15 protein-coding genes are annotated in these 13,042 nt (G+C 68.7%); 14 read left to right on the top strand and 1 reads right to left on the bottom strand.

Annotated features, from left to right (window positions below; translation table 11 throughout):
• Window positions 1-85 precede the first annotated feature (85 nt).
• From hemB to H4281_RS08840, 8 genes are all read left to right on the top strand, one after another.
• Window positions 86-1,057, top strand: coding sequence for a porphobilinogen synthase (hemB, locus tag H4281_RS08875; RefSeq protein ID WP_182890404.1), 972 nt, complete (start codon window positions 86-88; stop codon window positions 1,055-1,057).
• A 20-nt stretch (window positions 1,058-1,077) separates the two neighbouring features.
• Complete coding sequence (locus H4281_RS08870) at window positions 1,078-1,650, top strand: hypothetical protein (RefSeq protein ID WP_182890403.1); 573 nt, start codon at window positions 1,078-1,080, stop codon at window positions 1,648-1,650.
• The gene (gene mce1N, locus H4281_RS08865; protein ID WP_182890402.1) at window positions 1,650-2,120 is read left to right on the top strand and encodes a transport-regulating membrane protein Mce1N; all 471 of its coding nucleotides are present in this window, start codon (window positions 1,650-1,652) and stop codon (window positions 2,118-2,120) included. Before H4281_RS08870 ends, mce1N begins: the two co-directional genes overlap by 1 nt.
• Window positions 2,121-2,169: 49 nt before the next feature.
• Window positions 2,170-2,508: a hypothetical protein gene (locus H4281_RS08860; RefSeq protein ID WP_182890401.1), complete on the top strand. Its 339-nt coding sequence runs from the start codon at window positions 2,170-2,172 to the stop codon at window positions 2,506-2,508.
• 64 nt (window positions 2,509-2,572) lie between these two features.
• Complete coding sequence (locus H4281_RS08855) at window positions 2,573-3,823, top strand: efflux RND transporter periplasmic adaptor subunit (protein ID WP_182890400.1); 1,251 nt, start codon at window positions 2,573-2,575, stop codon at window positions 3,821-3,823.
• A complete protein-coding gene (locus H4281_RS08850; RefSeq protein ID WP_182890399.1) occupies window positions 3,820-4,518 on the top strand; it encodes an ABC transporter ATP-binding protein in 699 nt (232 codons plus the stop codon). Before H4281_RS08855 ends, H4281_RS08850 begins: the two co-directional genes overlap by 4 nt.
• The gene (locus tag H4281_RS08845) at window positions 4,515-5,717 is read left to right on the top strand and encodes an ABC transporter permease (RefSeq protein WP_182890398.1); all 1,203 of its coding nucleotides are present in this window, start codon (window positions 4,515-4,517) and stop codon (window positions 5,715-5,717) included. The genes H4281_RS08850 and H4281_RS08845 overlap by 4 nt, the downstream gene beginning before the upstream one ends.
• 7 nt (window positions 5,718-5,724) lie before the next feature.
• Window positions 5,725-6,249 (top strand): DUF5666 domain-containing protein, encoded by a 525-nt coding sequence (locus H4281_RS08840; RefSeq protein WP_182890397.1) that lies wholly within the window; start codon window positions 5,725-5,727, stop codon window positions 6,247-6,249.
• Here the strand turns inward: H4281_RS08840 and H4281_RS08835 are convergent.
• The gene (locus tag H4281_RS08835) at window positions 6,246-6,731 is read right to left on the bottom strand and encodes a TspO/MBR family protein (protein WP_370318148.1); all 486 of its coding nucleotides are present in this window, start codon (window positions 6,729-6,731) and stop codon (window positions 6,246-6,248) included. The two genes, H4281_RS08840 and H4281_RS08835, sit on opposite strands and share 4 nt — an antisense overlap.
• Window positions 6,732-6,861: 130 nt before the next feature.
• Between H4281_RS08835 and hemL the strand changes: the two genes are divergently transcribed.
• The 6 genes from hemL (at window position 6,862) to ccsB (ending at window position 13,000) form a co-directional block, all read left to right on the top strand.
• A complete protein-coding gene (gene hemL, locus H4281_RS08830; RefSeq protein WP_182890396.1) occupies window positions 6,862-8,166 on the top strand; it encodes a glutamate-1-semialdehyde 2,1-aminomutase in 1,305 nt (434 codons plus the stop codon).
• The gene (locus H4281_RS08825) at window positions 8,163-8,789 is read left to right on the top strand and encodes a histidine phosphatase family protein (RefSeq protein ID WP_009071997.1); all 627 of its coding nucleotides are present in this window, start codon (window positions 8,163-8,165) and stop codon (window positions 8,787-8,789) included. The genes hemL and H4281_RS08825 overlap by 4 nt, the downstream gene beginning before the upstream one ends.
• Window positions 8,786-9,367 carry a TlpA family protein disulfide reductase gene (locus tag H4281_RS08820; RefSeq protein WP_037818850.1) on the top strand — a complete coding sequence of 194 codons (582 nt, stop codon included), beginning with the start codon at window positions 8,786-8,788 and terminating at the stop codon, window positions 9,365-9,367. Before H4281_RS08825 ends, H4281_RS08820 begins: the two co-directional genes overlap by 4 nt.
• A gap of 262 nt (window positions 9,368-9,629) precedes the next feature.
• Window positions 9,630-10,403, top strand: a complete 774-nt coding sequence (locus tag H4281_RS08815; protein WP_182890395.1) for a cytochrome c biogenesis CcdA family protein — start codon at window positions 9,630-9,632, stop codon at window positions 10,401-10,403.
• Complete coding sequence (resB, locus tag H4281_RS08810; RefSeq protein WP_182890394.1) at window positions 10,400-12,004, top strand: cytochrome c biogenesis protein ResB; 1,605 nt, start codon at window positions 10,400-10,402, stop codon at window positions 12,002-12,004. The genes H4281_RS08815 and resB overlap by 4 nt, the downstream gene beginning before the upstream one ends.
• 3 nt (window positions 12,005-12,007) lie before the next feature.
• Window positions 12,008-13,000, top strand: coding sequence for a c-type cytochrome biogenesis protein CcsB (gene ccsB, locus H4281_RS08805; RefSeq protein WP_182890393.1), 993 nt, complete (start codon window positions 12,008-12,010; stop codon window positions 12,998-13,000).
• Window positions 13,001-13,042 lie beyond the last annotated feature (42 nt).

The raw sequence follows: 13,042 nt of genomic DNA, 5'->3' as shown, positions 1-13,042 counted from the left end.
TCCGTGAAGGGCTCCTTGCGGGAATCTGATTCCCTCAAGGAGCCCTTCACGGCTTTCCGGGGAGGCGCGGGAGTACCTTGGATGTGTGTTCCCTGAGCAGCGACCCCGCAGGCTTCGTACTACTCCGGCAATGCGCAGGTTGGTCGGTGAGACCACGTTGCGGCCACGGCAGTTGATTCTGCCGATGTTCGTGGCCGAGGGTCTCGACGCGCCGCGGCCGATCGCCAGCATGCCCGGGGTTGTTCAGCACACTCGCGACACTCTGCGCAAGGCCGCGGTCGAGGCGGTCAACGCCGGGGTTGGCGGGATCATGCTCTTCGGCATTCCGGAGAAGCGGGATCCGGAGGGCTCCGGCGCGGTTGACGAGAAGGGCATTCTCAACGTCGCGTTGCGGGATCTGCGCAGCGAGCTCGGCGACTCCACCGTGCTGATGGCCGACACCTGCTTGGACGAGTTCACCGATCACGGGCACTGCGGTGTGCTCGACGCGGACGGTGTGGTCGACAACGACGCCACCCTCCGGCTGTACGCCGAGATGGGGGTCGCACAGGCGGAAGCCGGGGCGCACGTGCTCGGGCCGAGCGGGATGATGGACGGGCAGGTCGGCGTGATCCGCCGGGCGCTCGACGAGGTCGGGCACAGCGAGACCGCGATTCTCGCCTATTCGATCAAGTACGCCAGCGCGTTCTACGGGCCTTTCCGCGAGGCCGTCGACTCGCAGCTCAAGGGCGACCGCAAGACTTACCAGCAGGACCTCGGCAACGCGCGCGAGGCGATGCGGGAGCTCGAACTCGACCTCGCCGAGGGCGCGGACATGGTCATGGTCAAGCCTGCACTGTCCTATTTGGACATCATCAAGGCGGCGGCCGACATTTCGCCGGTTCCCGTCGCGGCGTACAACATCTCCGGCGAGTACGCGATGGTCGAGGCGGCCGCGGCGAACGGCTGGATCGAGCGCGAGCGCACTGTCCTCGAGGTGCTCACCTCCATCCGCCGCGCGGGGGCGGACATGATCCTGACCTACTGGGCGGCCGAGGCCGCGGCCTGGCTGGACTGAGCCCGGGTAGGGTCTTTCGGGTGGCCGAGAAGGACGAGAACACCCCGAAGCCAGCCAGCGTGACCTCGGACGATCTTTCCGGGCTCACCGACGACGAGCGCCGCAAGCGCGGGCGCGCGCCGGATCCGGTGCTGCCGGGGCAGATCGCGCCGAAGGCCAAGCCGCCGACGCCGGTGCACGTCGCGTTCGTGCTCGCCATCGTGGCCGCGGTGATCGTGGTGGCCGGGCAGGTCGTCACCGTCTTGCTCAAGCAGCAGCTGGTCGACCGCGCGATCGAGCAGGTGCGGCAGGCAGGCCAGAAGGTCGACGTCGCTCAGGTGCAGGCCAACGCCAACACACTGGTGTGGGCCATGTTGATCGGCGCGCTGTGCTTCGGTGCGCTGCTCGTGCTGTTCGCCTGGAAGGCCCGCGAGGGCACGCGTTCGGCACGCAGCATCGCGACGCTGCTGGCGGTGCTCGGCATCGTGTTCGAACTCGGGGTGATCCGCAGCATCTTCGCGCTCGTCTCGTCGCTGGCGCTGATCGTCATGCTGATCCTGTTGTACCTGCCGAAGGTGGCGGACTACTTCCCGAAGGTCGGCAAGAAGCTGTAATGGCGGCGAGGACGCTGTACTCCGAGCCCGGCGTCGGGTGGTCGGCGCTGATCTGGGGCCCGCTGTTCGCGCTGCTGGGCGCGCTCGCCGAACTGGCCACCGGCGGGCCGACGCACGTCGTCGGCTGGGTGCTGATCGGTGTCGCGCTGGTCGCGCTGACCCTGCCCTGGGTTTACGCGCGGCGCCGGTTCCTCTCGCTCGAGGTCACCACCGAGGGGCTGCGGCAGGGGCGGGAGACGCTGGCCGCCGAGCGGATCGTCTCGGTGACCGACGTCGGCGCGCCAGTCGGGACGCGGGTGCTCGGCGGCGGCTGGTCGGTGCCGCGCAAGTACGACGAGTTGCCGGTCGGGTTGGACGACGGCACGGTGGTGCTCGCCTGGGCCCGCGACGTCGAAGCGCTGAAGACCGCGCTCGCGGAGCTGGCCGCGAAGAACCGACCCGAGGAGCAGGCCGATGACTCCCGGAACTGAACCCCCACGAGGGACGCGGAACGACGGCGAACCTGAAAGGCTGGACCCCGTGATCGACCTACCCCAGCCGACCGGAGCCGGGCTTTGGCCGCCGGAGGAAACACAGCCGCAGACGAAGCTCAACCAGCCGTGGCGCGCGTTCGTCGCGCTCGGCGAGGTCGTGGTGGCCGGATTGGTGCTGTGGGCGGCGTTCGCGCTGTGGCACGCCGGGGTCGTCACGGTCTCCACCACGGCGAGCGACGGCACGAAATTGATCTCGGAACGGTACTTCGGCGGACATATCGCCGGGGCGCTCGGGCTCGGCACGCTGTCGGCGGTATTGGTGGTGGACGCGGTCCGGCAATTGCTGCTCGCGGTGCGGGCGAAGCACAAAAAGAAGAAGGACTGATTACACAGCTGTCCCACAGGAAACCAACAGCTGACTGCTAACCGGGCCCCGCAGTCTTGCGGCCATGACGCGGCTGCGCACACGAACCTGGGTGATCAACGGAGTCCTTGTCGTCCTGCTCGGCGGCGCGGCTTTCGGGATTTATCAGGCCTTTTCGCCGGCCAGTTCCACCGCGCAGGCGCAAACCCGGACCACGCCGGTCCGGCGCGCGAACGTTTCCCAGACCGTTTCGGCGGCGGGCACGATCGCGAGCACGTACACCGGCGTCGCGAACTTCACGACGTCCGGCAAGGTCACGAGCATCGACGTGAAGGTCGGCGACGTCGTGAGCGCCGGGCAGAAGCTCGCCACTGTCGACTCTTCCCAGGCGAGCAAACAACTTCAGGTCGCCAAGGCCAATCTCGCGGTCGCCGAGGACAACCTGACGACGGCGGAGGACAATCCGCCCGCGAACCAGACCGCGACTCAGGCGCAGAGCAGCACCGCGTCGCTTCAGGCCAAAGTGGATCAAGCGCAGCTGGACGTCGACAACGCGGAAACAGCGCTCTCCGCCACCACATTGACCGCGCCGGGCGCGGGAACGATTACCGCGATCAACGGGACGGTCGGGCAGCAAACGGGCAGCGGGTCCAATTCCAGCACCAGTTCGGCAGGGGCGTCGCCCAGTTCCGGTTCCGGTTCTGGCGGCCAATCCGGGCAACAGTCGTCGTCCAGCAGCAGTAGTAGCAGCACCGGCTTTATCGACATCACCGACATGGGCAATCTTGTCGTCAATACTTCGGTGGCGGAAATTGACGTGAGCAAGGTCAAAACCGGTCAGAAAGCCACCGTGACCTTGAACGCGACTCCGGACCAGCCGTTGCAGGCGACCGTTTCCAGCATTGACCTCACGCCGACCACGAGCAGCAACGTCGTCAGTTACGGCGCGAAGCTGGCGTTGTCGAATCCGCCGTCGGGGCTGCGGCCCGGACAGTCGGCGAGCGTCGTGATCACGGTCGCGGAAGCCGATGGCGTGCTGAGCGTTCCGGCCGCGGCGGTGCGGACCACCGGGACGACGAACGTGGTCACCGTGGAGCAGAACGGGCAGCCGGTTTCGCGGCAGGTCGAGGTCGGCGTGCGCGGGGAGTCCACTGTGGAGATCAAGTCCGGGCTCAGCGAAGGCGACAGCGTGGTGCTCACGGCTGCGTCGCCGACGACGTCGAGTGGGTCCAATGGCCAGCAGCGGGGCGGCACGGGCGGTCTTGGCGGGTTCGGCGGCGGTCAGCAGGGCGGGCTCGGCGGTGGCCGTCAAGGCGGCGTCGGGGGCCGGGGATGAAGCCGGTGATCGCGGTCTCCGGACTGCGCAAGACTTACGGCAGCGGGGAAACCGCGGTGCACGCGCTGCGCGGGGTCGAGCTGCAGGTGTGGCCGGGCGAGTACGTGGCGATCATGGGCGCGTCCGGATCCGGGAAATCGACGCTGCTGAACATGCTCGGCTGTCTCGACACGCCTACCTCGGGCCGGTACCTGCTGGACGGATTCTCCGTCGCCGATCTCAACGAACGTCAGCTTGCCTTGCTGCGCAACCGAAAGATCGGCTTCATCTTCCAGTCGTTCAATCTCGTGCCGCGCACCAGTGCGCTGTCCAATGTGGAACTGCCGATGATCTACAGCGGACTCAAGCGCGGGGAGCGGCGACGCCGTGCGCTCGCCGCGCTGGAGATGGTCGGGCTCACCGATCGGGCCAAGCATCTGCCGAACGAACTGTCCGGCGGCCAGCAGCAGCGCGTCGCGGTGGCGCGGGCGCTGGTCGGCGGACCGGCGTTGCTGCTCGCCGACGAACCGACCGGAAACCTCGACCACGCAAGCACTGTCGACGTCCTCGGCGTCTTCGACCGGCTCAACGCACTCGGCCGCACGGTCGTGGTGATCACGCACGAGGACGAGGTCGCGCAGCACGCGCACCGTGTCGTGCGGGTCAGCGACGGGCGGATCGTGTCGGACGAGGTACGCACCGGGGTGGTCGCGTGAACTTCGTCGAGATCATGCGGTTCGCGGTGCGCGGGCTCGCCTCGAACAAACTGCGTTCGGTGCTCACCACGCTCGGCATCACCATCGGCGTCGCGTCGGTGATCTTGCTGGTGGCAGTGGGAAACGGCGCTTCGGCGGCGATCACCGCGAGCATTCAGGGCCTCGGCACCGACGTGGTCAACGTGTCGCCGGTGCGCGGCGGCGGGCAGACCAGTCAGGTCCGTCCGCTCACCGTGCAGGACGCGCACGCGCTGATCGACCCGGTGGGTGCGCCGGACGTCAAGGCGGCCGCGCCAGTGGTGAACACCAGCGCGACCGCGACGTACGGGCAGACCTCCTACGACGTGTCGAGCGTTGTCGGCACCGAGCCCAGTTACTTCACCACCACGAACCGCCAGATCGCCGACGGTCAGCTGTTCAGCGCCGAGGACGTGACGCAGGCGCGCAAGGTCGTCGTGCTCGGGCCGACGACCGCGCAATCGATCTTCGGCGCGGGCGAGCCGGTCGGCAAGAACGTGCTGATCAACAGCATCCAGTTCACCGTGATCGGCGTGCTGCAAACGAAAGGCAGCACCGGGCTGCAGAACGCCGACGACGTCGCGATCGCCCCGATCAGCGCGGTCCAGAACTCGCTCGCGGGCTACGGCGGACTGAACCAGATCGCCGTGCAGGCGACCACCGCCGATTCGATCGGGCTGGCCCAAGCCGAGGTCACCGCGATTCTCGACGCCCGGCACGGCATCCGGGCCTCGGCCAACCCGGACTTCCAGATCCAGAACTCCGCGCAACTGCTGCAGACCCGGACCTCGGCGATCCAGACGTTCACCGTGCTGCTCGGCGCGGTCGCGGCGATCTCGCTGCTGGTCGGCGGGATCGGCGTCACGAACATCATGCTCGTCACGGTCACCGAGCGGATCCGCGAGATCGGCATCCGCAAGGCGATCGGCGCGCCGCGCGCGGCGATCCTCGGCCAGTTCCTCGCCGAGGCGACCATGCTCAGCCTGTTCGGCGGACTGCTCGGCGTGCTGATCGGAGTGGTCGGCAGCCGGTTCAGCATCGCCGGAATCCAGCCGGTGGTGGTGCCGTCGTCGATCGCGCTCGCGTTCGCGGTGTCCGCCCTGATCGGGCTTTTCTTCGGCAGTTTCCCGGCGAACCGGGCTTCGCGGCTGCGGCCGATCGACGCCCTCCGGCACGAGTAGGAGCGTCATGTCCGCGTCGACCACCCAGCCCATTCCGACTCCTCCGGAGGAGCCCGCCCGTCCGGAAGACCTCATCGCCGAGCCCGCTGTCCAAGGTGATCTCACCGCTGAGTTGAAGCAGGTCGCACGGCCGTTCGGCAAGCCGACGCTGGTGCTCGCCGGGTTGCTCGTGCTGGCGCTGGCGTTCGCCGGCGGCGCGTGGACGCACGCGGCGTTCGGCCCGTCGAGCAGTACTTCCAGCGCCCGTCCTGCTGCGGCGGACGGGCAACAGGGGCCGAGCTTCGGCGGACGTTCGGCAGGCGGCCGCGGGACGGTCGGCACCGTGGAGAAGGTCGACGGCAGCACGGTGACGGTGAAGACCATGCAGGGCAGCGAAGTCACAGTGTCCACTTCGGACAGCACGACGGTCGGCGTGACCCAGCCGGGCAAGCTCAGCGACCTCAAACCGGGACAGACGGTGACCGTCCAGGGCCGCACCGGATCGGACGGTTCGGTGACCGCGCAGGCGATCGTGGCGCAGCCGGGTCGTTAGGGAACGTCGTTGAGCGCGATGATCGCGACGTTCAGCGCGGTCGTGTAGAGCAGCCACGCCAGATACGGCACGAGCAGCAACGCGGCGACGCGGGACCGGCGGTAGAACAGCGCGATCGTCACGATCACGGTGAAATCGAGCAGCACGATGTCCACACACGCGACCTGCGTGGAACCGCCGGCGAAGAACAGCGAGATCCACATCAGGTTGAACAGCAGGCCGATGCCGTACGCGGCGAAGCCCTGGTTCTCGCCGTCGGTGCGCCAATAAGTCCAGCCCGCGACGGCGAGCACGATGTACAGAACCGTCCACACCGGACTGAACAGCGACGAGGGCGGGGCCCACTCCGGCAGCACGTACCGGTTGTAGGCGTCCGGCGCGGTCGTCGCGGCCAGCGCTCCTACCAGCGCGATGACGCCGACCAGCCCGAAGAACACCGCGAGCATCAGCCACGGGTTCCGGCGGTGTGTGGGCGCCGTCACGTCTCCTCCATGGCTCGCCCCGTCCATGCGCGCCCATCTTAAGAGCGAGTGCGCCGGTGTGCCGGGTGGCAATCGGGTGGCAGCTTGGGCGCCGCCGACACCCGGATGGAGGATTTGCAAGACTGGGACGGTGAGCACTGGCACCGAGCAGTCCAAAGCATGGTTCGCACGCGCCAAGGCGGCCGTTCCGGGCGGGGTGAACTCGCCGGTGCGCGCCTTCAACTCGGTCGGCGGCACGCCGCGGTTCATGGTCCGCGGCGAAGGCCCGTATCTGTGGGACGCCGACGGCAACCGCTACGTCGACCTCGTCTCCTCGTGGGGCCCGATGATCCTCGGGCACGCGCACCCGAAGGTGGTGGCCGCCGCCCGCGCGGCCGCGGAGCACGGGCTTTCCTTCGGCACGCCGACGATCGGCGAGGTCGAACTCGCCGAGGAGATCATCGGCCGGGTCGGCCCGGTCGAGCAGGTCCGGCTGGTCAACTCCGGCACCGAAGCCACGATGAGCGCCATCCGGCTGGCCCGCGGTTTCACCGGCCGCGCCAAGATCGTGAAGTTCGCCGGCTGCTACCACGGCCACGTCGACGCGCTGCTCGCCGAAGCGGGTTCCGGTGTCGCGACACTCGGCCTGCCGACTTCGCCGGGTGTCACCGGTGCGCAGGCCGCGGACACGATTGTCTTGCCGTACAACGATCTTGACGCGCTCCGGAAGTCCTTCGCGGAGAACGAGGGCCAGATCGCCGCGGTGATCACCGAAGCGGCCGCGGGCAACATGGGCGCGGTTCCGCCGGACGCCGGCTTCAACGCCGCATTGCGGGACATCGCGCACGAAAACGGCGCGCTGCTGATCATGGACGAGGTGATGACCGGCTTCCGCGTTTCGCGCGCTGGCTGGTTCGGCCTCGAAGGTGTGGCCGGCGACCTCTACACGTTCGGCAAGGTGATGTCGGGCGGGCTGCCCGCGGCGGCGTTCGGCGGTCGCGCGGACATCATGGCGAAGCTCGCGCCCGGCGGTCCCGTCTATCAGGCGGGCACGCTGTCCGGTAACCCAGTGGCGGTCGCCGCCGGTCTCACCGCGCTGCGCGAAGCCGACGACGCTGTGTACGCGAAGCTCGACGCCAACGCGAAGCGTCTCGGCGGGCTTTTCGACAAGGCGCTCAGCGAAGCGGGCGTCACGCACACTGTGCAGTTCGCGGGCAACCTGGTGAGCGTCTTCTTCACCGACAAGCCCGTACGCAACTACGCGGACGCGCAGGCCACTGAGACGTGGCGCTTCCCGGCTTTCTTCCACGCGCTGCTCGAAGCAGGCGTGTACCCGCCGCCGAGCGCGTACGAGGCATGGTTCGTGAACGCCGCGATGGACGACGAAGCGTTCGCCGTCATCGAAGCTGCGTTGCCCGCAGCGGCGCGCGCGGCGGCTGAGGCGGTTAAGCCGTGACCACCGTCGTCCACATGCTGCGGCACGGCGAAGTCCACAACCCGGAGAAGATCCTCTACGGGCGGCTGCCGAACTTCCGGCTGTCGGAGCGCGGGCAGCGTCAGGCGCTCACGGTCGCCGAGGCGGTCGCTGGGCATGACCTCGCGTACGTCGTCGCTTCGCCTCTTCAGCGTGCGCAGGAGACCGCGGCGCCTATCGCGGGCGCGCACCGTCTCGACATCGCCACGGACGAAGGTCTCATCGAAGCGGCGAACGTCTTCGAAGGCCAGCGCGTAGCCGTGGGCGACGGCGCGCTGCGGCAGCCGAAAGCGTGGCCGCACCTGGTGAACCCGTTCAAGCCGTCGTGGGGCGAACCGTACGTCGAGATCGCACACCGCATGCTCGGCGCGGTGCACCGTGCGCGCGTAAAGGCCGAAGGGCGCGAAGCGCTGTGTGTGTCGCATCAGCTGCCGATCTGGACGCTTCGCCGCTTCTTGGAAGCGAAGCGGCTGTGGCACGACCCGCGGCAGCGGCAGTGCTCGCTGGCGTCGCTCACCAGCCTGGTGTTCGACGGCGAAGAGCTGCTGGAGATCGTCTACAGCGAACCCGCGGGCACCACTGACCCCAAGGTGACCGGCGCATGAAACGCCGGCTGCTCGGGATGCTGATGGCCGCCGCGCTGGTCGTGACGGGCTGCTCGACCGGCAAGGACGCGGTCGTCTCGGGCGGCACCTTCACCTTCGTCTCGCCCGGTGGCAAGGTCGACATCAGCTACCCGGAGAACGAACGTCAGAAAGCCCCGACGCTCGCCGGCGACGACCTGATGCACGAGGGCAAACAGCTCTCGATCGAAGACTTTCCCGGCAAGGCGCTGGTGATCAACCTGTGGGGCCAGTGGTGCGGCCCGTGCCGCGCCGAAGCGCCCGAACTGGAGACCGCGAGCAAGCAGATCGCCCCGCTCGGCGCCCAGGTGATCGGCCTCGATGTCCGCGACCCGGCCCGCGACGTGGCACAGGACTTCGTCCGCGACCGCGGCCTGACGTACCCGTCGATCTGGGACCCGTCCGGGCGCGTGCTGCTGCAGCTGGCGGGGTACCCGCGCAACATCATCCCGTCGACGCTGGTGCTGGACAAACAGCACCGCGTGGCGGCGGTGTTCCTGCGGCAGGTGCTGGCTTCGGACCTGGTTCCGGTGGTGCAGCGGCTCAGCGCGGAGAAGTGACCTCGTGAGTGGCAATCCCGGTTAGAACCGCGATTGCCACTCACGAGACCCGGCCACGGTCCTTGCTCCGCGCCAGCCCGCTCAGCTCCGCCCCAATGCCACATTGGGTGCATGTGACGCACCCAATGTGGCGTTGGGTGCGTCTGACGCACCCAATGTGGCATTGGGGCGCTAGGACCAAGGTCCCGGCCCCGCTGTGGCGTAGGTCCTGTGAGCGGGCCCCGCCCGCCTCACGTCCAGCTCACTGCCTACTCTCAAGTGCGTGAACTCCGTGTCCGAGCTGGCGCTCTCCGGGCCGCTGCTGCTCGCCGCGGGTGTCGCGCTGGTGGCCGGGGCCATCTCGTTCGCGTCGCCGTGCGTGGTGCCGCTCGTGCCCGGGTATCTGGCCTACCTCGCGGCTCTCGTCGGCGCAGACGCCCCGGCGGTGCGCGACGGCGAGGAACGCAAGAAGGGCCGCTACGCCGTGCTCGGCGCGGCGGGGCTGTTCGTGCTCGGGTTCACCGTGGTGTTCGTCGCGACCATGGGCACGCTGGTCTGGCTCGCGAACACCTTGCTGGTCAACGAGGATCTGCTGCAGCGCATCGGCGGCGTCCTCACCATCCTCATGGCGCTGGTCTTCATCGGCTGGATCCCGGGGCTGCAGCGCGAGGTCCGCTCGCACCACGTGCCCGGCGGCGGGCTGTGGGGCGCGCCGGTGCTCGGCGCGGTGTTCGGACTCGGCTGGACGCCGTGCATCGGGCCGACGCTCTCGGCCGTCACCAGTCTCGCCAGCGCGACCGGCGGGGCCGCGGTTCGCGGGTACGTGCTGGTGCTCGTCTACTGCCTCGGCCTCGGCGTCCCGTTCCTGCTGATCGCGCTCGGCGCCCGCTGGGCCGTGCGCGCCACCGACTGGCTCCGCCGCAACGGCCGCCGCGTGCAGATCTTCGGCGGGGCGCTGCTGATGGTGGTCGGCATCCTGCTGGTCACCGGGCTGTGGGGAGACGTCATGGGCTGGCTCCGCAACTCCGTCGCCTCCGATCTCGAGCTGCCGCTGTGACCACTACCGAAGCGCCCCCGAAGAACCCGCAGCCGTACCGCCCGTCCGCGGCCAAGCAGTTCCTGGCTTTCCTGCGCAACACCTGGCGCGGCCTGACCTCCATGCGCACCGCGCTGGTGCTGCTGTTCCTGCTGGCGCTCGCCGCGCTGCCCGGCGCGTTGCTGCCGCAGCGGCGGCTGAACGCGCCGAAGGTCGACGAGTACATCAGCGCGCACGGCTGGTGGGGTTCGCTGCTCGACAAGCTGGAGTTCTACGACGTCTACTCCAGCGTCTGGTTCTCCGCGATCTACATCCTGCTGATGATCTCGCTGATCGGCTGCCTCACGCCGCGCAGCTTCGAGTACCTCAAGCAGATGCGGGCCAAGCCGGTGCTGACGCCGCGCAATCTCGCGCGCATGCCGCACCACCGGATCGCCCGCACCGCGCGCACGCCGGAGACGATCCGCGAGGACGTGCGCAAGCAGCTGTCCGGCTGGCGGCGCGTCGAGCGCGAGGAGGACGGCGGCGGGTTCAGCGTCTCGGCCGAACGCGGCTACCTGCGCGAGACCGGCAACCTGCTCTTCCACTTCGGCATGCTCGGCCTGATCATCTTCTTCGCCCTCGGCAAGCTCTACAGCTACGAAGGCCAGGTCATCGTGCAGGCCAACGGCGGCCAGTTCTGCAACTCGGGCATCTACAACTACGACTCGTTCGAGGCCGGCCTGCGCGTCGACGGCACCGACCTCGACCCGTTCTGCGTGAAGGTCAACGACTTCACCGCCCGCTACACCGCCACGAACCAGGCCGACTACTACCACTCGCACATCGAGTACCAGTCCGGCGAAGACCTGCAGACCGGCACGTGGAAGCCCTACGACCTCGAGGTCAACGAACCGCTGCGCACCGTCGGCGACCGGGTTTACCTGCTGGGCAACGGTTATTCGCCGCAGTTCACGGTGACCTTCCCGAACGGCGAGAAGCGCACCCAGAACACCCAGTGGATGTTCACCAACTCGGCCACGATGCTGTCGGAGGGCGCGACGAAGTTCGACCAGCCCGGCGTCACCGACGAGGTCCAGCGGCGCACCAAGCAGCTCGCGATCACCGGCCTCTTCGCGCCGTCCTCGTTCATCCACGGCGGCGTGCTCACCTCGACCGCGCCGCAGCTGAACAACCCGATGGTCGCGGTCGACGTCCTGCGCGGCGACCTCGGCCTCGACGCGGGCCGCGGCCAGTCGGTGTTCTCGGTCGACCAGTCCCGCGTCCAGGACGGCAGGCTGAAGCGGGTCGCCCGCAAGAACCTCGCGGTCGGCCAGGAACTGACGCTCGACGACGGTACGAAGGTCCGTTTCGACGGCGTCAACAAGTGGGTCAACCTGCAGATTTCGCACGATCCGACGCAGGGCTACGTGCTCGGCTTCGCGATCGTGATGTTCGCCGGACTCGGGGCGTCGCTGCTGGTCAAGCGGCGTCGCGTGTGGGTGCGGGTACGGCCGGGCAAGGACGAGAGCGCGAGTACCGTGATCGAGGTCGCGGGGCTCGCGCGCACGGATCAAGCCGGATACGGCGAGGAATTCCAGCGGATCAGCGAACGGCTGGTCACGGGCCGGAAGGGCAGCTGAGGCATGGAGATCAACGAGACTCTCTCGCAGTACAGCGATCTGCTGTACACGACGACAGTGGCGATTTACGTGCTGGCGCTGCTGTTCACGCTCTTCGAGCAGGCATTCGGCGCGAAGGGCCGTCTCGCCGCCGAGCGCAGCCGCAAGCGCGTGCTGGTCGGCGCGGGCGGGCCTGACTCCGACGACGCCGGGATCGAGGACGGCGACGTCCCGGCCGAGCCCGAAGCCCCGCGCGCGGTCGGCCGCGCGGAGCGGATCGGCCGGATGGGCGCGGCGCTGCTCGTGCTGGGCGCGCTGCTGCAGCTGTCGGCGATCGTGCTGCGCGGACTCGCGGTGCACCGCGCGCCGTGGGGCAACATGTACGAGTACGGCATGGCGGTCACCTTCATCACCGTCGTCGCGTGGCTCGTGGTGATCAAGAAGTTCCCGGTCCGCCACCTCACCGGCTTCCTGCTGCTGCCCGTCGTGATCTTGATGTTCATCAACGGCACGATGCTGTACACGGTGGCCGCGCCGGTCGTGCCCGCGCTGCAGTCCTACTGGCTCGTGATCCACGTGTCCGCCGCGATCATCGGCTCCGGCGTGTTCCTGGTGCCGGGCGTGGCGAGCGTGCTGTACCTCTTCCGCACCGCGCACGACCGCAACCCGGCCAAGTTCGCCGGGTTCGGCCCGAAGCTGCCCGCGGCTGACGTGCTCGACCGCATCGCCTACCGCGCCACCATCGTGGCGTTCCCGATCTTCACCTTCGGCGTGCTGTGCGGCGCGGTGTGGGCCGAGGCGGCGTGGGGCCGGTTCTGGGGCTGGGACCCGAAGGAGACCGTCGCGTTCATCGCGTGGGTCATCTACGCGGCATACCTGCACTCCCGGGCCACCGCGGGCTGGCGAGGGACCCGCGCGGCGGTGATCAACATCGTCGGGTTCGCCGCGACGATCTTCAACCTGTTCTTCGTCAACCTGGTGACCGTCGGACTGCATTCCTACGCCGGAGTGAGCTGAGCCGGGGGTCCACCGCCCGGACCGCGCCTCGGGCGACTACCG

Origin of the sequence: Amycolatopsis dendrobii (assembly GCF_014145675.1) — a bacterium.
In the GTDB taxonomy this organism is placed as follows: domain Bacteria; phylum Actinomycetota; class Actinomycetes; order Mycobacteriales; family Pseudonocardiaceae; genus Amycolatopsis; species Amycolatopsis dendrobii.
Note: the sequence above shows the minus strand (reverse complement) of the source record. Positions and strands in the feature narration are given on the sequence as shown.